Source organism: Delftia sp. S65 (assembly GCF_016516495.1).
Lineage (GTDB): Bacteria > Pseudomonadota > Gammaproteobacteria > Burkholderiales > Burkholderiaceae_C > Comamonas > Comamonas acidovorans.
In genome coordinates this window covers 17223-37428 of the sequence record NZ_JACVUR010000040.1, presented here as the reverse complement: position 1 = coordinate 37428, position 20206 = coordinate 17223, and the positions used below count along the sequence as shown (strand labels likewise).

The following is a 20206-nucleotide window of genomic DNA, read 5'->3' as shown; positions in this document are numbered from 1 at the left end:
CCCGAACCGAACCGAATCCAACCCTTACCCCTTCCCGGAAGCACACCATGAGCCAAGTCCTGCGCCAGCATGCCGAACAGCAATTCGCCGAAGAACTCGAAGCCCTGCGCAAGGTGGACGACCGTCCGCGTCCGCCCAACTGGAAGCTCTCGCCCTGGGCCGTGCTCCAGTACCTGATGGGCGGCAAGCTCGGCAACGGCTTCGAGGTCAGCCCCAAGTACATCGGCAATCCGCGCCTGATGGAAATCGCCGTCTCCACCCTGGCCACAGACCGCGCCCTGCTGCTGTACGGCGTGCCGGGCACGGCCAAGTCCTGGGTGTCCGAGCACCTGTCGGCCGCCGTCAGCGGCGACTCCACCATGCTGGTGCAGGGCACGGCCGGCACCAGCGAGGAGCAGCTGCGCTACGGCTGGAACTACGCCCAACTGCTGGCCCACGGCCCGTCCGAGAAGGCGCTGATCCCCAGCCCCCTGGTCAATGCCATGAAGCTGGGCAAGATCGCCCGCATCGAAGAGCTGACCCGCATCCCGGCTGACGTGCAGGACACGCTGATCACCGTGCTGTCCGAAAAGACCCTGCCCGTGCCCGAGCTGGGCAGCGAGGTGCAGGCCGTGCAGGGCTTCTCGGTCATCGCCACGGCCAACAACCGCGACAAGGGCGTGAACGAGTTGTCCAGCGCGCTCAAGCGCCGCTTCAACACCGTCATCCTGCCCGTGCCGGCCTCGCAGGACGAAGAGGTGCAGATCGTCACCAAGCGCGTGGCCGAGCAGGGCCGCGCCCTGGCCCTGCCCGCCGAGCCGCCGGCCCTGCAGGAAGTGCGCCGCGTGGTGCAGATCTTCCGCGAGCTGCGCAACGGCCAGACCGAAGACGGCAAGACCGTGCGCGTCAAGTCGCCCAGCAGCACGCTGTCCACGGCCGAGGCCATCTCGGTCATCAACAGCGGCATGGCGCTGGCCGGGCATTTCGGCGACGGCGTGCTGCGTGCGGGCGATGTGGCCTCGGGCCTGCTGGGCGCCGTGATCAAGGACCCGGTGCAGGACAGCGTGGTCTGGAAGGAATACCTGGAGACCGTGGTCAAGGAACGCAGCGACTGGAAGGACCTGTACCGCGCCTGCCGCGAGCAGCTCTGAAGCCCCCAGTCCCGCACCGCTGACCGACCGCACCCTCTGCGCATCCCCTGTATGGCCACCTCTGCCAATCCGCTTCATTTCTTCGGCATCCGCCACCATGGCCCGGGCTGCGCGCGCAGCCTGCTGCAGGCCCTGGAGCAGCTGCAGCCCGACTGCCTGCTGGTGGAGGGACCGCCCGAGGGCGAGTCCCTGCTGCCCATGCTGCAGCATGCCGACCTGCAGCCGCCCGTGGCCATGCTGGTCTATGTGCAGGACAGTCCGGCCCATGCCGCCTTCTATCCCTATGCCGAGTTCTCGCCCGAATGGCAGGCCCTGCAATGGGCGGCGCGCCAGGGCGTGGCCACGCGTTTCATCGACCTGCCCCAGACCCACCGCATGGCGCTGGACATGGCCGAGCAGGAGCGGCGCCGGGCCGAGGCGGCGGCAGCAGATGCAGCTGATGCAGGCGCGGATGCGGCCGATGAAGGCCAGGATGCAGATGCCGACACCGGCTCCGGCTCCGATTCCGTCGCCGCTGCGGCAGACGGAAGCCAGCTCCAGAGCAATGCCGCCGAGGCCCTGGACCGCGACGACACCACGCAGTCCGTGCCGGCTGCCGACCTGGCCGTCGATCCCTCGGCACCGTCCCCGCAGGACTGGCACGATCCGCTGGACCTGCTGGCCGAGGCCGCTGGCTACCCCGACGGCGAAAGCTGGTGGAACCGCATGGTCGAGGAACGCGGCGACGGTGCCACCCTGTTCGAGGGCATTGCCGAAGCCATGACCGTGGTGCGCGCCGAGCTGCCCAACGAAGTGCGCGGAGAACGCCATGACCAGCGCGAGGCGTTGCGCGAAGCCTGGATGCGCCAGTGCATGCGCGAGGCCGTCAAGGCCGGCCACCAGCGCATTGCCGTGGTCTGCGGCGCATGGCATGTGCCTGCCCTGCAGGCCCAGGTCACCGCCAAGGCCGATGCCGCCGCGCTCAAGGGCCTGCCCAAGGCCAAGGTCCAGGCCACCTGGGCTCCCTGGACCTACCGCAACCTGTGCGCGTCCAGCGGCTATGGCGCGGGCGTGGATTCGCCGGGCTGGTATGAACATCTGTGGCGCTGCTCCGAGCCTGTGCCCGAGTCCTTGTCTCAGTCCGCACCTGCTGCCGACCCGGCACGCGCCAGCACCCAGCGCACCGTCGGCTGGCTGGCGCGCGTGGCCCATCTGCTGCGCTCCAAGGACCTGGACTGCTCCAGCGCCCACATCATCGAGGCCACGCGCCTGGCCGAAAGCCTGGCGGCCCTGCGCGGCCACGCCAGCCCCGGCCTGCCCGAGCTGGACGAGGCCATCGTCACCGTCATCAGCATGGGCGAGCGCACGCCGCTGCGCCTGATCGAGCGCGAACTCAGCGTGGGCGACCGCATCGGCGGCGTGCCTGCCGACGTGCCCCAGGTGCCGCTGCAGCGCGACATCGAGCAGCAGCAAAAAAGCCTGCGCCTCAAGCCCGAGGCGGCCGCCAAGGTCCTGGCCCTGGACCTGCGCAAGGACACGGACCGCGAACGCAGCCACTTCCTGCACCGCCTGCGCCTGCTGGGCATAGAGTGGGGCAGCGTCACCACCGACCAGCAGCGCAACCGCGGCACCTTCCGCGAAAGCTGGCAGCTGCAGTGGGAGCCCGAGCTGGCCGTGCGCATCATCGAGGCCAGCCGCTACGGCGGCACCCTGGTGCAGGCCGCTGCCGCCAAGGTACGCCAGGCGCTGACGCCCGAGACCCCGCTGCCCGAGCTGGCCAGGACCATCGACGACGCCTTGCTGGCCGACCTGCCGCACCTGGTCGATGCCCTCATGCACGACCTGGCCGACCGCTCGGCCAGCACCGGCGATGTTTCCCAGCTCATGCAGGCGCTGCCGCCGCTGGCCAATGTGCTGCGCTACGGCAGCGTGCGCCAGACCGACACCCAGGCCCTGGCCACGGTGATCGACAGCATGGCGCTGCGCGCCGCCATCGGCCTGCCCCTGGCCTGCATGGCGCTGGACGAAGACGCCGCAAGACACATGCAGGCCACGGTGCTGCAGGCCCACGAGGCCCTGCGCCTGCGCGATGCCGAGGAGCCGCGCGAAGCCTGGTTCGGCGCCCTGCGCAGCATTGCCATGGGCGACGCGGGCGCCGCCTTGCTGCGCGGCGCGGCCTGCCGCCTGCTGCTCGATGCCCACCGCCTGGACAGCGAGGCCGTGGCCACGCAACTGGGCCGCAATCTCTCGCTGGGCGTGCCGCCGCTGGACGCTGCCGCCTGGCTGGACGGCTTTCTCAACCGCCAGGCCCTGGTGCTGCTGCACGACGACGCCATCTGGGGCGCCGTCGATGCCTGGCTGGCGCAGCTGGGCGAGACCCAGTTCACCCAGATCCTGCCCCTGGTGCGCCGCAGCTTCTCGGCCTTCTCCAACCATGACCGCCAGAGCCTGGGCGAAAAGGCCCGGCGCGGGCAGGGCAGTGCGGCCGTGGCGGCTGCATCCGCAGGTGCCGCGGGTGCCACGGGTGCCGCAGGCGCGGCAGGCGATGGGGACGACGGCGCCTGGAACGAGGCGCGTGCCGTGCTCGCCATTCCCGTACTCGATCAACTGCTGGGCCTGAACCTGCCCGTGCAACTGCTGTCCAGCCCGCAGGAGGCCCAGCCATGAACACCGCTGCCACCGTGAACGACGCATCCCTTGCCGGCGCCGACCCGCAGGAGACCGCCCTCCAGCCCACCACCCGCCTGCAACGCTGGCGCCTGGTGCTGGGCCAGCCGTCCGAGGCCAGCTGCGGCGGGCTGGGCCCCAAGGGCAGCTCCATCGACGAGATGGACAAGGCCCTGGCCGCGCTCTACGAAGAGGACAACAAGGACGGCGGCCTCTCGCGCCGCGGCGGGCGGGGCAACTCCTCGCCCAGCGTGGCGCGCTGGCTGGGCGACATCCGCAAGTACTTTCCCAGCCAGGTCGTGCAGGTCATGCAGCGCGACGCCATGGAGCGCCTGAACCTGCGCGAACTCATGCTCCAGCCCGAAATGCTGGAGCATGTGCAGCCCGACGTGCACATGGTGGCCGACCTCATCTCCCTGGGCTCCGTCATCCCGCAGAACACCAAGGAGACCGCGCGCATCGTCGTGCGCAAGGTGGTGGACGACCTCATGAGCCGCCTGGAAGAGCCCATGCGCAGCGCCGTCTCGGGCGCGCTGGACCGCAGCCAGCGCAACCGCCGTCCGCGCCATTCCGAGATCGACTGGAACCGCACCATCCGCGCCAACCTGCGCCACTGGCAGCCCGACTACCGCACCATCGTGCCCGAGACCCTGGTCGGCTACGGTCGCAAGGTGCGCCGCCCGCAGCGCGAAGTCATCCTGTGCATAGACCAGAGCGGCTCCATGGCCAACTCCGTCGTCTACTCCAGCATCTTCGGTGCCGTCATGGCCAGCCTGCCGGCCGTCAGTACCAAGCTGGTGGTCTTCGACACGGCGGTGGTGGACCTGACCGACAAGCTCTCCGATCCCGTGGACGTGCTGTTCGGCGTGCAGCTGGGCGGCGGCACCGACATCAACCGTGCCGTGGGCTACTGCCAGGGCCTGATCAGCGAGCCGCGCAACGCCATCGTCGTGCTCATCTCCGACCTCTATGAAGGCGGTGTGGAAAGCGGCCTGCTGCGCCGCGCCTCCGAACTGGTGGAGTCGGGCGTGCAGTTCATCACCCTGCTGGCGCTCAGCGACGAAGGCGCCCCTGCCTACGACGCGCAACTGGCCGCCAAGCTGGCCGCGCTGGGCGTGCCCTCGTTCGCCTGCACGCCGGATGCCTTCCCGCAGCTCATGGCCGCCGCCATCCGCCGCGACGACGTGGCGGCCTGGGCGGCAGGGCAGGGCTTCAAGACCAGCAAGTGACGCACGGCCGGTCGGCCCCGTGACCGGGCTGGCCGCCGGGCATCTCCTACATGGGCAGGACATGCCCAGGCCCCATGATGGCGCCCAGGCAAAAAGAAGTTCCCCGAACAATTCACTGGAGTAATGCGATGGCTGGTGCTGGTTTGCTGATGCTGCTGGACGATATTGCAGCGATCCTGGACGACGTGGCCCTCATGACCAAGGTGGCGGCACGCAAGAGCGTGGCCATGGCCGACGATGTGTCCGTCATGACCAAGGTGGCCGCGCAGAAGACGGCCGGCGTGCTGGGCGATGACCTGGCCCTGAACGCCCAGCAGGTCACGGGCGTGCGGGCCGAGCGCGAGATTCCCGTGGTCTGGGCCGTGGCCAAGGGCTCGCTGATCAACAAGGCCATCCTCGTGCCGGCGGCGCTGCTGATCAGCGCCTTCATTCCCTGGGCTGTCACGCCGCTGCTCATGGTGGGCGGTGCCTTTCTGTGCTTTGAGGGTTGCGAGAAGCTGGCCCACAAATTCCTGCATTCGCCCGAGGAAGATGCCGTGGAGCGCGAGCGCCTCACCCAGGCCAATGCCGACGCGGGCGTCGATCTCGTCGCCATGGAAAAGGACAAGATCAAGGGCGCCGTGCGCACCGACTTCATCCTCTCGGCCGAGATCATCGCCATCACGCTGGGCACCGTGGCCTCGGCGCCGTTCGGGCAGCAGGTCGCCGTGCTGGCGGGCATTGCCCTCATCATGACCGTGGGCGTCTATGGCCTGGTGGCCGGCATCGTCAAGCTCGATGACCTGGGACTGTGGCTGGGCCAGCGTGCCAGCGCCGCGGCCCGCGCGCTGGGCCGGGGCATCGTCGCCGCCGCGCCCTGGCTGATGAAGGGGCTGTCCGTTGCGGGCACGGCCGCCATGTTCCTGGTGGGTGGTGGCATCCTCGTGCACGGCGTGCCTGCGCTGCACCACGCCGTGGAAGGCCTGGGCGAGGCCGTGGCCCAGGGTGCGCTGGGCGGCCTGTGGCGCGTGCTGGCGGTGAATGTGCTCAACGCGGTGGCCGGCATCGTGGCCGGCGCCATCGTGCTGGCGGCTGTCGAAGGCATCAAGCGCCTGCGCCGCCGCTGAGTCGCGGCAAACATCGCCGGCCGGCCCTGGAGTCGGCAAGGCACGCCACGGGGGGCCGGACGGCCCCCGTTTGCATGGAATTTTCGCTTCGGCGCATCGCATTTGACTGTGGGCGCAAGCACGTGCATTTCCCCTGGAACTCCGCAAGGCCAGGCGTCCTCCTGTCCCTTGGCGGCGGCGCAATGCGTTTGCGCCTGCCGGCCGCCGAGGCTCCGGGAACGGCCCATTGCCGCAGCGGAGCCGTTGTCGGGATCGGGCGGCTGAATTCGCATCCGCACCGGTCCCTGGGTGTTCATCAGGGGGACTCCATGATTTCCAACCTCACCAAGGCCAGCGTGCTGCGGTCCGTCATCGCCGGCTGCACGCTCGCGCAAGCGGGCAGGGCCGAGAAACTCAGCACCGAGCGCGCGCGCACGGCGCTCAACCGCATCTGCGAGCTGCTGCATCTGCCCAACGACCTGGCCGCCATCCACGCGGAGCCGCAGCTGTACCTCGAATCCCTGGCCCACTTCGAGAGCCTGCCCCAGTTCGAGCTGCGCACGCCGCTGGTGGCCAAGCTCAAGCAGGTGCTGGGCCTGCGCTCGTCCAGGCAACTGACGCCGGCCGTGCTCGCGCAGGTCAGCGCGTCACAGCTCATCAACCAGGGCGTCTCCATCATCGCCCTGGCCGATCTGCAGGAGTGGCTGCTCAAGCATGACCTGTCGCTGATGCATGGCCCGCCCATCACGGACATCGACTTCAGGGAGGCCAGAAAGGCCATTGCCTTGCTCGACGCCTTCGACTTCGACACCGAATCGCTGGAATGGCAAATGAATCACCTGGCCCGCAAGCGCGGCCGGGCCAGGAGCCGGCCTGCCCCGCCTGCCTGCGCAGTGGAATCCCTGCCTGCCGTCAGCACCACAGGGGCTGCGCCCTAATATCGGGGCTTCCCAACAAGGCCCGATACACCATGAAGTTCTCCTTGCTTGCTGCCGCGGCTGTGGCATTGCAACTGCTGGCGCCGGCGCCAGCCCTGGCGGCCGACGACATCGTGTTCAAGGACAGCGCCGGCCGCGTGCTCAGGCGCAGCGACCTGGACAAGGCCGATGGCCGCTTCAGTTGGGAGCTGCCCTCCGCCACACCCGTCAGCCAGGCCGCGCGCGATGCCCATGCCTTGGGCCGCGCTGCAGGGCAGAACGGCGATTACCGCACCGCCCTGGCTCATTTCGAGACCGCCTCGAAGCTGGCGCCCCGCTGGCCCTATCCCGTCTACGACGCTGCATTCACCTACCTGCTGCAAAAGGACTTTGACGCGGCCTATCGGCATTACCGGCGCGTGGATGCACTGGCGCCCAGGGGCTTCTTCACCGCCAAGACGGCCGTGCACAGCCTGCGCATGGAGCGTGACGGCAAGCTCCCCCAAGGCACCTACCTGCGCTACCTTGCCCTGGAGTGGGAAACCGACCGCGACAAGGCGCGCCAGGCCGCGCTGGCCATGACCCGCGAGACGCCCGGCTTCGCTCCCGCCTGGAAGACCGCCGCCCATCTGGAGGACGACCCCGCAAAAAGTCTCGCCCTGCTGGACAGCGGCCTGAAGGCCGGCCCCGATGCCGAGACCCGCGGCTTTCTGCTCCTGAACAAGGCCATGGTGCTGCGCGAACGCAACCAGATCCCAGAGGCCATGGTGATGCTGGGAGAGCTTGCGTTAGACCCGCAGTCCCCGCTGGATGTCGAGGCCCTGGCGCAGCACACGCTGGCGCAGTGGGCGCGGCCTGACGCTGGCACCTGCACATTCCGCCCTGCAGCCCGCTCAGCGCAGGGCGAGCTCCACGGCCTCCGCAGACAACCCGTAGGCCTCGACAAAGACCTCGATGCGGTCCTGCGTCTGCGCGTTCACAAACGTCTCCATGCCCACGCTGTCCATCTCCCCTGACAGCATCTGGCCCGTATTCACGGGGCGGGTATCGATCTGCTGCGCCAGCACGCAGCTGTCCTCTCCCTCCGGCTGCAGGCCGATGAGCCCCGTCTGGTTGTTGATGGCAATCACCCTGGCTTGTCTTTGCATGCTCCACCCTGTCGTCTGAATCCGTCGTTTCTGGAATGGCGAGAAGGCGTCGCCTTGTGCAACGCCCCTGCCTGTCCTGGCGACTGTAGGCAAGGCTTGGGGACGGCGGTAGAGGCCCGGGGCTTGGTGGACTGCCAAGAAGAATTTACGAATGGTTTTCGGGGGTGCTGGGTTTTCTGTTGAATGTGGCGGATGTGCCGAGGCGGTTGCAAGGCGCTTTGACCCGGCGACCTGGAGTGGATGCACTCGACGCGGCATCTGCTGTGCGATGGCCATGCATGGCGAGGAAGGCATGAAACCTTCCGAAGCGCTGGCTTTGAACCGTACCGGGATTCGCCATGTGGTCAAGTCCCACCGTGCGACCCTGATGGATGAGGCCGCCATCCAGGAGGAACTGCAGCGCCTGCTGGGCATGTCGGTCGATGGGCTGACGCCCAGTGCCTTGCCGGAGGCCTTCCGCAGCCAGGTGCTGGCCGAGGCGCTGCCGATGTGGGCAAGGCATTGCGCGCCAGCGTTCCTTCCTGATGAATCGGCAAGTGAACGGCATCTGCCGCAAACCTGCGATAGATACCTGACCCAAGCACCTTCATTGCGGGTATCGCGGGCAGCCTCCCCCTCTCAGCTCCCCAGCGCCCCGCGCACGGCAGCGCGCTCGCCCATGCGCTTGAAATGCGCCTGCACCTTGGGGAAGCCGGCGATGTCCACGCCGTCGCCCTCCAGCCAGCCGGCAATGGTGAACAGATAGGCGTCGGCCACGGAATAGTCCGAGCCCAGCACCCAGGGGGCATCGCCCAGGTAATGGCGCTCGATCACGCCAAAGCATTCGGCCATGTTGGCTGCCACCTTGCGCTGCATGGAGGCAATGGCCGCTTCGTCATCGGCCCAGCGGCCTGCGCGGCGGCCGTGGGCGTGGGCCACGTGCACGGTGGAGGACAGGTAGCTGTGGAAATCCTGCATATGGGCAAAGGCATACGCATCGTCGAGCGGGGCGAGCCGGGCCTCGGGGAAGCGGCGCGCAACGTAGGCCAGCAGGGCCGGCGTTTCGGTGAGCACGCCGCGCTCGGTCACCAGGGCGGGCACGCGGCCCTTGGGATTGATGGCCAGGTATTCGGGGCTGCGCTGCTCGCCCTTGGGGAAGTCGAGCTTGATGACTTCGTGCGGCGCATTGGCTTCGATCAGGGCGATGCGGGTGGCCAGGGCGCAGGTGCCGGGCGCGTAGTAGAGCTTGAGGGTGGTCATGAAAGAGACGGGCAGGAATGGGATACGTGCAGATTCTGCAGCCGGCGCCGATGGCCGGGCCGGCCCTCCAACTTAGTGCGTATCGCACGGCCGTGCAAGCGGCATCTGCGTCTTTGCTTATGCCTGCTCGGCATTCCAACGCACGGTGCGTGCGGGCAGGTCAATGTGGATGGTGTGGCGGCCGCCGTCATGCAGTAGCAGGTCCAGCTTCCCGTCCTGGCCATCCACGAACGTGATGCCTTCAATCATGGGTGCGTCGATCAGGTCGTTGCAGTCGAGCGCGATCCAGGCATCGGTCTGCAGATCCAGCAGGCGCAGAGTGGGGAAGTCGGGGTCCTCGCCATATTCGACGCAGGCCACCATGGCCCAGGGTCTGGAGACGGCCACGGCCGTGAGGGTGCTATCCGGGCTCTGCGCGCAGGCGCGCGCCTGCAGGGCATAGAGCAGCGTGGGCGCGTCGTCCAGCATGTGTGCGTAGGGAGACTCGGGTGGCACGGTGCGCACCGGCTGGGTGGCGGCCTTGGCGCGTTTGGCGCTTTTGGCGCGTTTGGCAGGCTCTGCCGTTTGGGTGCTGCGCCTGCGGCCCGCTGGCGGAAGGTGCTGGATTTTGCCGCCCGCAATGCCCAGAAAGACACCGCATTCGCTCACGCTCAGATGCCTGTAGTTGCGGCTGCTGCACGGGGTTTCCCAAAGCGGGGTGCCGGCGTCCGGGTCCACGGCGACAAGATAGGCCCGCTCCATGCCGTCCTCGTGCCTGTCCTGTATTCCATAGAGGACGCCGGCATGGCATTGCGGCGCGCTGACATGGGTAGGCGACAGGCACGGTCCGAAACGGTTGCTGCGAATGTCATAGCCATACATGCCCTGGCGTGCAAAGCAGAAATAGACCACGCCGTCACGATGCGCTGCCCGCTGGGCATGCACATGCCGGCGCTCATCGTCAGGTTGAACGGGAGGTGTGATGGCCAGGACTTCGCCGCTGCAAGGATGGATGCGAAGCCAGGGTGCATCGATGTCCACGTGGTCTCTGCTGCCGGGGCCGAACACGGCCCACGCGCCTGCAATGGCGGGCGAGTACAGGTTGCGCGCACTGTCCACCCACAGCACATGCTCGCTGTGCCCGTCGGTTTCATGCCAGCGCCGCAGCTCCGAGCGCTCAGGGTGGACGATCCAGCCGTAGACCGCCCCCTCCAGCACAAACACACCCTGCAGGCCCAGCGCCAGCGTGCTGCCCTGCCAGTTGCGACGGTCCAGCAGCAGATAGCGGCCCTCGGGACTGCTCTCTTCCATCGCGACGAGCCAGCGATGCGCGTCCAGCTCCACGGGAACGGGCCAATGCCTGGCCTGCATGCCCGGCACGGCATGGAAGTCGAACAGGCATTCGCCGGTGCGGGCATCAAGCACCTGGTCGCAAAGCATCAGATGTCGCTCGTCCACGAACCACGACATGCCCTCGCTCTCGCGCATGCGGTGGTCCCAGAGCACGTTGCCGGTGGCCACATCAACGGCGCGCAGAAAAGACGTTGTGCTGTCCCCCTTGTTGCAGTACTCGTAGTAGAGCCGGCCATCGACCACGCTCATGGCGGTGTCGATGATGAAGATGCTCTTGTCTCCAATGGCCTGGGATTTGCCGTAGTGCATGCGCGCCTTTCAAAGACCTGATTGTCGCCAGCAGAGCGCGGTGTGGACTGGGCGAAATGTCAAGTCGATGGCGTCGTGCGCGCCTGAACCAATGCAGCTGCGGCGGCGCAACGCCATCCGATCCAGACGAGCAGGTCCGCGATGCGCTGTGCCGGATGGAAGCTGCACCGAGCGTGCTGCAGATGCATGCCGAGTGGGCTGTCTGTTGCTGTCCGCCAGGCGTTGTTCCAAGAGCGGGGCCTGCATTGCTCCCGCCCTGGCGGGCAGCAATGGCGGCACTCAGAACCGATAGGCCGCAGCCACACGCACCTCACGCCCGAAGCCCAGCGCGCAGAATTGCGCGCCGCCACGGAAGGTGTTGCATTGCGTGCGGTACTGCCTGTCGGTGAGGTTGCTGAGGTTGACCGAGAAGCGCCACGGGCCGGTGGTGTAGGCGGCCATGGCGTCCCACAGCGTGTAGGCGTCGTTCATGGGGGTCTTCACGCCGTCCATGGGCAGCTCGCCAGGCGTGGCGCTGATGTGGCGCAGGCCCAGGCCCAGCTCCAGGGCGCCGCGCTGGTACTTGCCCCACAGCGATGCGGCATGGCGCGGCGTGGCGCCGGGGCGCGCGCCGATCTCGATGGCGTTGTTGCTGCGCGTGACCCTGGAGTCGAGGTAGGTATAGGCCGCAATGGCCGAGAAGCCGCCGCCGATCTCGCCCTGGGCCTGCAGCTCCAGCCCCCGGTTGCGCACTTCGCCGGTCTGCACGTCGAAGCGAGGGTTGAGTGTGGATGGCGTGCGCACATTGCGCTTGCGCAGGTCGAACACGGCGGCGCTGAGCGTGTAGCCGGCCGATGGAGGCGCGTAGCGCAGGCCGGCCTCGAACTGGCGCGCGGTCTCGGGCTCGTAGGGCCTGCCGTTGGCGTCGGTGGCCGTGACCGTGGTCAGCGGCGGCTGGAAGGAGTTGTTGAAGGACACATAGGGAGCCAGGCCGCTGGGCGCCAGGTAGATCAGGCCCAGTCGCCCGGTGACTGCGCTGTCGGTGCGGCGCACGGTGGTGATGGCGAATGGCGCGTTGGCTGCGGCGCGCGCGTCGTAGTCGGTGTCTATGCGTGCGCTGTCGCGGCGCAGGCCGGCACTGAGCACCCAGCGCTCGCCGAACTTGATCTGGTCCTGCACGTACAGACCTGCCTGGTGCGTGCGGGCCAGCGCGCGGTCGCTGAGGTAGTTGTCATTCCAGTTCGGCGCGATGTGGATGGGGTTGACCAGGTCCAGCGGCGCCACGGCGCCGTTGAGCGAGTAGATGCGCCAGTCGAGCCTGGATCGGTAGTAGTCGAAGCCCACGGCCCACTGGTGCGAGACGGCACCCGTCCGGTGGCGGCCTTCGATCTGCGTGTCCATGACCCAGGTCTGTTCGGCGTCGGGCCGCACCATGGCCAGGCGTGCCATGCCGCGCTGGTCGGCCGTCAGGCCCCGGTTGCGCATCTCGCGCCGGTCGTTGCGGCCGTCCAGGTAGCGCAGGTTGTTGCGCAGCGTGAGCTGGTCGTTCAGGCGGTGCTCCAGCAGCCAGCCCACGCTGGCATTGCGCTTGTGGTGGCCAGATCCCGGTCCGCTGACGTTGATGTCCGTGGCCGACCAGCCCGCAGGCGTCTGGCGGTAGTAGGGGATGACGAAGCCGGTTTCGTCCTCCTGGTACTGCGCCAGCAGGGTGAGGCTGGTGCGCTCGCCCAGCAATGTGAAGGAGGGGGCGATGTAGCTGCGATCGGCGCGCAGGCCATTCCACTGCGTGCCCGATTCGCGCTTGAGCACGGTCAGCCGCGCCAGTGCCGTGCCCTGTTCATTGATGGCGCCACCGATGTCGGCCGTGAGCTGGCGCCGGTCGTGGCTGCCGAATTCCACGCCCACTTCGCGCTGCATGCCGGCGCGCGGGCGCTTGGTGACGGCATTGATCAGGCCACCGGGCGCGGACTGGCCGTACAGCACCGAGGCCGGGCCGTGCACGACTTCCAGCCGCTCCAGCCCATATGGCTCCAGGTTGGTCATGAAGCCGTTGTGGACCATGCGCATGCCGTCGCGGTACAGGCCCGTGCCGGTCAGATAGAAACCGCGCACGGCCACGTCGTCATCGGTGACGCCGTAGTCCATGGGACGCACGCCCGCGCTGTAGCGCACGGCCTCGGCCACGCTGGAGATGGCCTGGTCGCGGATCTGGGCCTCGCCGATGATGCTGACCTGCTGCGGCGTCTCCAGCAGCGGCACATCCATCTTCATGGCCGAGGCGCTGCGGCGTGGCGCGTAGCCGGGCACGGCGCCCCAGGCGCTTTCATGCTCGGCATCGGCCAGCACGTTCACGGTAGGCAGTGCATGCTCGGCCGCGGCCCCGGGCCGCGCACGGTGCACGGCCCAGCCGCCTTCGGCCGTGCGCGTGGCCTGCAGCTGGTGCGGGGCGAGCAGGGCGGCAAGCCCTTCTTGCACGCCGCGCGTGCCGCTCAGCGCCGCCGACTGTCGGCCCTGGACCAGGGCTGGATCGAACGAGAGGGTGATGCCTGCCTGGCGCGCAAGGCTGTGCAGGCTGGTCTCCAGATCACCGGCCGGCAGGTCGAACCGGATGGACCTGGCATCCGGGGCGGAGCTCGGGCTCTGGGCCAGAGCGGTCGCTGGCAGGCCCAGCGTGATCAACAGGCCCAGCGCCAAGGCCTGCGTGGCCAGGGCCGTGGGGCGTGTGCAGGAGGGCGGATGGGCGGCGTGGCGGGTACTGGGCAGGCTGGGCATGGAGGCAGTCCTTGAGAAGCGGCAAAGGAAAAAGCGATGTCTTTGCTCCTATGCCGAACGGGCGGTGTGAAACCCGTAATGACTGCCTGAAAAAAATTCCGGATCAGGCTTTGACCAGGCGCATGGCGCTGTGGGCACCGCTGGCTGCTCCTTGTCCGCGCTCCACACGCACGGGCAGCGTGCGGGCAATGGCGGCCAGCGCACGACCCGCCGGATCCGGCCCGTCGAGCTGGAATACGCCTGAAACATGCAGGGCAGCCACGTCGTCGGCGCATTCCATGGGAATGCCGGTCTGGCGTGACAGCTCGGTCATGAAGGCGTCCAGGCGCATGCGGCGGGCGACAAGCACGCCGTCGGTCCATGAGTCGGGCACCAGGCCTTCGTCGGGCAGGCGAACAGGGCGGTGCTGGCCGGCGTGCAGCACATGGGTTTCGCCGGAGGTGGCGACGATGGCGTCCAGGGGGCCTGGCGCAGTGCCGTCCAGCGCCCTGACATGGATGGCCACGCGGCCCTCGGTGACGTACAGGCGCGTGGCCGTGTCCGGGTGTTTTTCGTGGCGCACGCCGAAGCTGGTGCCCAGGGCCTCGAAGCGGGCCAGCGGCGTTTCCACCCAGAAGGAGCGTCGGCCCGCGAGGGAGCGCGGGTCGCTGCCGGTGTCGATGAAGATCTCGCCGCGTGCCAGGCGGACCACGCGGCGCAGCAAGGTGAAATCCACCTGCACCAGCGTGTCCGGTGCCAGGTGCAGGCGGCTGCCGTCGGCCAGCAGGGTGCTGCGGCGCTCACCGATGGCCGTGCCCAGCGCGATCTGCTCGCGCGGTGCAGCCCAACGCCATGCCATGGATCCCAGCAGCAGGGCCGCGGGGCCCAGGAACAGCAGCCGCTGCAGGCTTGCGCGCCGGCCTCGCGCCGGACCTGGACCTGCGGACCGCAGCACGCCGTGGGCCAGTCCCGCCTGGCCGGCGGGCAGGGCGAACTGGGCCTCCACCGCCTGGACCTGTTGCCAGGCCTGTTCGTGCGCGGCGTGGCTGCTGCGCCATGCCTGGCAGGCGGCGCGGTCGGCATCGGTGGCCGTGCCGGAGGCCAGCCGCACGGCCCAGGCAATGGCCTGTTCCAGCGCCTGGGGGGCCTGGTCTGTGCTCACGCCGTCAGTTCCTTGCGCAGGGCAAGGCAGTGGCGTATGGCGGTGGCCATGTATTTCTCGACCGAGCTCAGGCACACGCCCAGCCGCAGGGCGATTTCCGGGTAGCTCAGGCCTTCCAGGCGAGAGAGCAGAAAGGCGCTGCGGGCCTTGGGCGGCAGGCCGGCCAGCAGGTTGTCCATGCGCACCAGGGATTCGATCAGCAGATGGCGCTCCTCGGCCGAGGGCGCCAGCGGCTCGGGCAGGCTGGCGATGGCGTCCAGGCAGGCGCGCTCCAGCGCGGCGCGGCGGGTGTGGTCCACGACCAGGCCGTGGGCGATGGTGGTGAGCCAGGCGCGGGGCTCGCGCACGCCATGCAGGGACTGGGGCTTGCCCAGCACGCGAACGAAGGTGTCCTGGGCCAGGTCGGCCGCATCGCAGGGATTGCCCAGCCTGCGCCTGAGCCAGCCCACCAGCCAGCCGTGGTGGTCGCTGTAGAGCAGGGCGATGTCGGGGTGCGAAGGCGCGGCGGCCATGGGGCGGGTTCCTGGGAATGCGGATTTGATAATGATTCGCATTCTATTTGAGCAATGGCTGCAGCCTGCCCGCAACTGGCCCGCCGCGCAATGCGTTGCATGCATCCAACGCGATCCGGCCATGCGGGGCTGCGCACCTTCGGGTTTGAGCTAGGACAAGATCGGCCACGTCCGCCCCTGATGCAATACAGCTACGGGATTTGCCCCGGGCTACTCCAAGACTCTCCATCATGAAAAGAACTCTGCTCGCCGTTGCTGCCGTTTGCGCCCTGTCGTCGGGTGCCGCGTTTGCGCAGCAGGCCGAAGGCCCCTGGATGGTGCGCGTGCGCGCCGTGAATCTGGACAGCGCCAACAAGGACAGCACGGGTCTGGGTCTGTCGATCAACAACAAGTGGATGCCCGAACTGGACGTGTCCTACTTCTTCACGCCCAACATCGCGGCCGAGCTGGTGCTGACCTACCCGCAAAAGCACGACCTGCGTGCCAACGGCCTGGGCCAGATCGGCAGCCTCAAGCACCTGCCGCCCACGCTGCTGGCGCAATACCACTTCACCAATTTCGGCGCCTTCAAGCCCTACGTCGGCGCCGGTGTGAACTACACCCGCTTTTCGAGCGTGAGCTTCAACCCTGCCGTGCAGGCCGCGCTGAACCCCTCGATCAAGAAGAACAGTTTCGGCGGCGCGCTGCAGATCGGTTTCGACTACGCGCTGGACAAGAACTGGTCGCTGAATTTCGACGTGAAGAAGGTCTTCATTGAAACGGACGTGAGCTCCGCCGGCACCAAGGTGGGCACCTTCAAGGTGAACCCGGTGCTGGTCGGTGTGGGACTGGGCTATCGCTTCTGATCTCCGGATCATGAGTGAGGCACGCGCTGCTTCATCCGGCAGCGCGTAGTGAGGCAAGGATGGGTACTTGGTCCGGTATGCCGTTCGCGGCATACCGGATTTTTTTCGTCCGGACTGGTGCTTTCGCCTGCTGCGGACATGCTGCGGCGCACCACCGGACAGGTCACGAAAAAATCACGCGCGGGGGAAACTGTCCTACCCGCATGCCATGGGCAGGCGCCTAGGCTGGTGCCTCGGCCTGCCGGTGCGAGTCTTGCGAGGCTCGCTTGCCGTTTGCAGGCGTCAGTCACCATTGGCTGTCCGCCCCGTGGCGACCGCGCCCTGCTGCAAGCCGGGATGCGGCATTCACCATGCTGCGGCGGGCGGCGCACAACGCGAGGCCCCCACCATGCTGTCTGCCCACGACTCGACCGTGTCTTCCTCTGCCCTGGCATCGCGCGCCCAGCGCGTGCCGCTGCCTTTGCCTTCGGCGCCGCGTGCGCCCGCCCAGGGCGGCAGGCGCGAGGCGGCCCCGGAATGGGCGGACCACGCACTGCGCGCGACCCGCGCCGAACTGCAGCACGGGCTGATGCAGCCCCAGGCCCAGGTCTCTCCCAAATACCTCTACGACGCGCGCGGCTGCGACCTGTTCGAGCAGATCACGCGGCTGCCCGAGTACTACCCCACGCGCACCGAGGCCGCCATCCTGGCCGACTCTGGCGCCGCCATGGCCGAGGCCCTGCGCGGCAGCGAGGTGCTGATCGAGCTGGGCGCCGGCAATTGCGAGAAGGTGCGCGCCCTGTGCCGCAGCCTGCGGCCACGGCATTTCGTGGGCGTGGACATTGCGGGCGCGTTCCTGCGCCAGTCCGTGCGCCGGCTGGCCGAGGAATTTCCGCAGCTGCAGGCCCATGCCGTCACGGCCGACATCACCGAGCCGCTGACCCTGCCGCCCCATATCCCGCAGGCCGGGCGGCTGCTGTTCTACCCGGGCTCTTCCATCGGCAATTTCGACCCGGTACAGGCCCAGCGCATGCTGGGCCAGATGCGTGCCATGGTCAACGACGACGGCGGCCTGCTGATCGGCATAGACCTGCCCAAGTCCACGCAATGGCTGGAGCCCGCCTATGACGATGCCCAGGGCGTGACGGCGCGCTTCAACCTGAACCTGCTCAGCCACGTCAACAGCCTGCTGGGCAGCGACTTCAACCCGGACGACTGGGAGCATGTGGCCTTCTTCAACGCCGAGCATTCGCGCATCGAGATGCACCTGCGCGCGCGCCGCCCGCTGATCGTGGGCTGGCCGCAGGGGCTGCGGCATTTCTCGGCCGGCGAGACCATCCACACCGAAAACAGCTACAAATACCCGCTGCCCGAATTCCTGGGCATGCTGGCCTGCGCGGGCTTCGGCCCCTGCCAGGTCTGGACGGATGAGCGCCAGTGGTTTGCCGTGATCCATGCCCATGCGTGAAATGCCCGCCGTCTTCCGCTGGGTGCAGCGCTACGAGGCCGTGCGCCAGAGCACCGTACTGCTGGCCGCGCCCCTGTCGGCCGAGGATGCCTGCGTGCAGTCCATGCCAGACGCCAGCCCGGCCAAATGGCATCTGGCGCATACCACCTGGTTCTTCGAGACCTTTGTGCTGGCCGAGCACGCGCCCGGCGTGCCGCCCTTCGATGCCGACTTTCGCGTGCTGTTCAACTCCTACTACCAGCAGGTGGGCGAGCGGCATCCGCGTGCGCAGCGCGGGCTGCTGACGCGCCCCTCGCTGGCGCGGGTGCTGGCCTACCGCGAGGCCGTGGACCAGCGCATGCTGCAGATGTTCGAGGACTGGGGCACGCAGCCGCCTGCGCGGCTGGCCGCGTTGCTGGAGCTGGGCCTGCAGCATGAGCAGCAGCACCAGGAGCTGCTGCTGACCGACATCAAGCACCTGCTGTCCTGCCACCCGCTGTGGCCTGCGTACCGGGCGCAGGAAGAGGGCGTGCCTGCGCCGCAAGAGCCCGATGGATTGCCCCCGCCGCTGCAGTGGCTGACCGTGCCGCGCGGCATGCATGCCGTGGGCCATGCGGGCGAGGGCTTTGCCTTCGACAACGAGCGCCCGCGCCACGAGGTGTTCCTGCAGGGCTGCGAGATGGCGCAGCGGCCCGTGAGCAATGCCGAGTTCCTGCGCTTCGTCAAGGATGGCGGCTATGCCCAGCCGCAGTGGTGGCTGGCCGAAGGCTGGGACTGGCGCTGCGCGCAGCAGCTGGAGCACCCGTGGTACTGGCGGCGCCAGGCCGGCGGCGTGATGGACGGCATGTGGCAGGAATTCAGCCTGCATGGCGCGCTGGCCCTGGACGGGCGCAGGCCCGTCTGCCACCTCTCTTACTTCGAGGCCGATGCCTATGCGCGCTGGGCCGGCGCACGCCTGCCCACCGAGGCGGAATGGGAGGCGGCCCTTGCCGCGCAGATGGCGCAGCGCCCGCAGCACGGCGAGCCGCCCGGCCCCGTGCACCCGCGCGCCATGCAGTCCGGCAGCCATGCGCTGGGCGAGGTCTGGGAGTGGACCCAGTCGGCCTACACCGCCTACCCGGGCTTTGTGGTGGCCGAGGGCGCGGTGGGTGAATACAACGGCAAGTTCATGGTCAACCAGTACGTGCTGCGTGGCGGATCCTGCCTCACGCCGCCCGGCCATGCGCGCGCCAGCTACCGCAATTTCTTCCCCACCCAGGCGCGCTGGCAGATGACCGGCCTGCGGCTGGCAAGGGATCTGGCCTGAGCCTGCCCGTGCCGCGTTGCCTGGCATTGCATCGCGCGCCGGCGCATGCAGTAGCATCGTCGGCCTCAATGATCCGAGGGAGTTCCATGTTGTTGCGTTCGCTTGTTCTTGCCATGCCGCTGTCCCTGGTCCTTGCCGGCTGTGCCACTGCGCCGCCCCAGGCACCGGCGCCCAGCCAGCCACAGGATCAGCCCCGGCCCGAGGTGCCCGCCAAGACCCCGGCCGATGCGCCGCACGCCGAACCCGAGGTCGCCAACCTCACGCCCCTGCCCAGCCTGCTGCTGATCGGCGAAGACGCTGCCGGCCGCTACTACTCCATGGTGGCCAAGGCCACGTTCACCATCGAGGCCGATGGCCACCTGAGCCTGGCCGACCAGGGCGGCGGCCACGGCGGCGAGCCTATGGCGCCCCAGGCCGACATGCAGGACCAGAGCATGTCCACCGAATGCAAGCCCTATGGCGCCGTGGCCAACCAGCGCACCACCTGGTTCCCGTACACGGGCGTGTTCGTGCGCGGCGGCACGCTGGTTGGCGCCAGGGCCGACGGTGCGGACGTGGCCGCCAAGGCGCTCACCGAGCATGAAGGTGCCCAGATGCTCTACACGGGCAAGGATGCTGATGCCACCGAGTACTACTACGCGCCCTGCGTGGGTGCGCAGCGTGTATCCACGGGCTGGCGGCTGGACCGCTACCTGCCCGACGGCGGGCAGCTGCGCGTGCGCGCCGATGCGCGCGGCGGCAAGGGCCAGACACTGGAGCTGAAGATTCCCAAGCCCTTTGCGCCCTTCGTGCTGGTGCGCTACCAGTCGGGCGCCATGATTCCCGTGCCCATGCGCGCCGTGCTGGCCACGGTGGACCTGGCCGAGCGCCGCGTGGTGATGCAGTACCAGGGCACCTATGCCGTGGAGCCTGCCATCCGCAAGATGGAGCTGCGCCTCATCGTGCCCGGCAGCCGCCCGTCCGAAGGCGAGACCGCCGCGCGCCACGCCGAACGCACCCAGGCCCAGCTGCGCGACCTGGCCCGCTGCGCCCCGCCCAAGGGCCATGCCATCGAGCCCTGCGCCAACCCGCAACGCACGCCCGATCCACTGATCTTCTACTCCTCGCAGCAAGTGCGGGAGCGCGCCAAGCGGCGCTGACAGGCCAGTGCCTGCCTGCAAGGGCCGGGCCGCCGCGCAGTCCGGCCAGCC

The 20206-nt window shown here is 68.5% G+C and carries 15 protein-coding genes; 10 read left to right on the top strand and 5 right to left on the bottom strand.

From position 1 onward, the window contains the following. The first annotated feature begins 47 nt into the window (after positions 1 to 47). The 6 genes from IAE24_RS24185 to IAE24_RS24160 all read left to right on the top strand — a co-directional run bounded on the left by IAE24_RS24185 (position 48) and on the right by IAE24_RS24160 (position 8023). Entirely contained in the window at positions 48 to 1130 is a 1083-nt protein-coding gene (locus IAE24_RS24185; RefSeq protein WP_012206645.1) for an AAA family ATPase, read from the top strand. Positions 1131 to 1181: 51 nt separating this feature from the next. Beyond that, the gene (locus IAE24_RS24180; RefSeq protein WP_199961907.1) at positions 1182 to 3776 is read left to right on the top strand and encodes a DUF5682 family protein; all 2595 of its coding nucleotides are present in this window, start codon (positions 1182 to 1184) and stop codon (positions 3774 to 3776) included. Next, complete coding sequence (locus IAE24_RS24175; RefSeq protein WP_199961906.1) at positions 3773 to 5005, top strand: VWA domain-containing protein; 1233 nt, start codon at positions 3773 to 3775, stop codon at positions 5003 to 5005. Before IAE24_RS24180 ends, IAE24_RS24175 begins: the two co-directional genes overlap by 4 nt. Positions 5006 to 5133: 128 nt before the next feature. Next, the gene (locus tag IAE24_RS24170; RefSeq protein WP_012206642.1) at positions 5134 to 6111 is read left to right on the top strand and encodes a DUF808 domain-containing protein; all 978 of its coding nucleotides are present in this window, start codon (positions 5134 to 5136) and stop codon (positions 6109 to 6111) included. 308 nt (positions 6112 to 6419) lie between these two features. Then, positions 6420 to 7028, top strand: a complete 609-nt coding sequence (locus IAE24_RS24165) for a hypothetical protein (RefSeq protein ID WP_065346618.1) — start codon at positions 6420 to 6422, stop codon at positions 7026 to 7028. Positions 7029 to 7060: 32 nt separating this feature from the next. Continuing rightward, the gene (locus IAE24_RS24160) at positions 7061 to 8023 is read left to right on the top strand and encodes a hypothetical protein (protein WP_233626349.1); all 963 of its coding nucleotides are present in this window, start codon (positions 7061 to 7063) and stop codon (positions 8021 to 8023) included. 750 nt (positions 8024 to 8773) lie between these two features. Here IAE24_RS24160 and IAE24_RS24155 read toward each other — a convergent pair. The 5 genes from IAE24_RS24155 to IAE24_RS24135 all read right to left on the bottom strand — a co-directional run bounded on the left by IAE24_RS24155 (position 8774) and on the right by IAE24_RS24135 (position 15439). Then, positions 8774 to 9394, bottom strand: a complete 621-nt coding sequence (locus IAE24_RS24155) for a glutathione S-transferase family protein (protein WP_034396003.1) — start codon at positions 9392 to 9394, stop codon at positions 8774 to 8776. A gap of 117 nt (positions 9395 to 9511) precedes the next feature. Beyond that, positions 9512 to 11035 carry a hypothetical protein gene (locus tag IAE24_RS24150; RefSeq protein ID WP_199961905.1) on the bottom strand — a complete coding sequence of 508 codons (1524 nt, stop codon included), beginning with the start codon at positions 11033 to 11035 and terminating at the stop codon, positions 9512 to 9514. A gap of 279 nt (positions 11036 to 11314) precedes the next feature. Then, on the bottom strand, positions 11315 to 13786 hold the full coding sequence (locus IAE24_RS24145) for a TonB-dependent siderophore receptor (protein ID WP_199961904.1): 2472 nt from the start codon (positions 13784 to 13786) through the stop codon (positions 11315 to 11317). A 103-nt stretch (positions 13787 to 13889) separates the two neighbouring features. Then, positions 13890 to 14927: a FecR family protein gene (locus IAE24_RS24140; protein WP_199961903.1), complete on the bottom strand. Its 1038-nt coding sequence runs from the start codon at positions 14925 to 14927 to the stop codon at positions 13890 to 13892. Next, complete coding sequence (locus tag IAE24_RS24135; RefSeq protein ID WP_199961902.1) at positions 14924 to 15439, bottom strand: sigma-70 family RNA polymerase sigma factor; 516 nt, start codon at positions 15437 to 15439, stop codon at positions 14924 to 14926. The genes IAE24_RS24140 and IAE24_RS24135 overlap by 4 nt, the downstream gene beginning before the upstream one ends. 230 nt (positions 15440 to 15669) lie before the next feature. Here IAE24_RS24135 and IAE24_RS24130 point away from each other — a divergent pair, with 230 nt between their 5' ends. The 4 genes from IAE24_RS24130 (at position 15670) to IAE24_RS24115 (ending at position 20155) form a co-directional block, all read left to right on the top strand. Next, positions 15670 to 16284, top strand: coding sequence for an OmpW/AlkL family protein (locus IAE24_RS24130; protein ID WP_013801530.1), 615 nt, complete (start codon positions 15670 to 15672; stop codon positions 16282 to 16284). Between the two features lie 388 nt (positions 16285 to 16672). Next, entirely contained in the window at positions 16673 to 17731 is a 1059-nt protein-coding gene (gene egtD, locus IAE24_RS24125) for an L-histidine N(alpha)-methyltransferase (RefSeq protein WP_013801531.1), read from the top strand. Further along, positions 17718 to 19016, top strand: a complete 1299-nt coding sequence (gene egtB, locus IAE24_RS24120; protein ID WP_097201727.1) for an ergothioneine biosynthesis protein EgtB — start codon at positions 17718 to 17720, stop codon at positions 19014 to 19016. The genes egtD and egtB overlap by 14 nt, the downstream gene beginning before the upstream one ends. 86 nt (positions 19017 to 19102) lie before the next feature. Continuing rightward, positions 19103 to 20155: a hypothetical protein gene (locus IAE24_RS24115; RefSeq protein ID WP_199961901.1), complete on the top strand. Its 1053-nt coding sequence runs from the start codon at positions 19103 to 19105 to the stop codon at positions 20153 to 20155. The last annotated feature ends 51 nt before the right edge of the window (positions 20156 to 20206 follow it).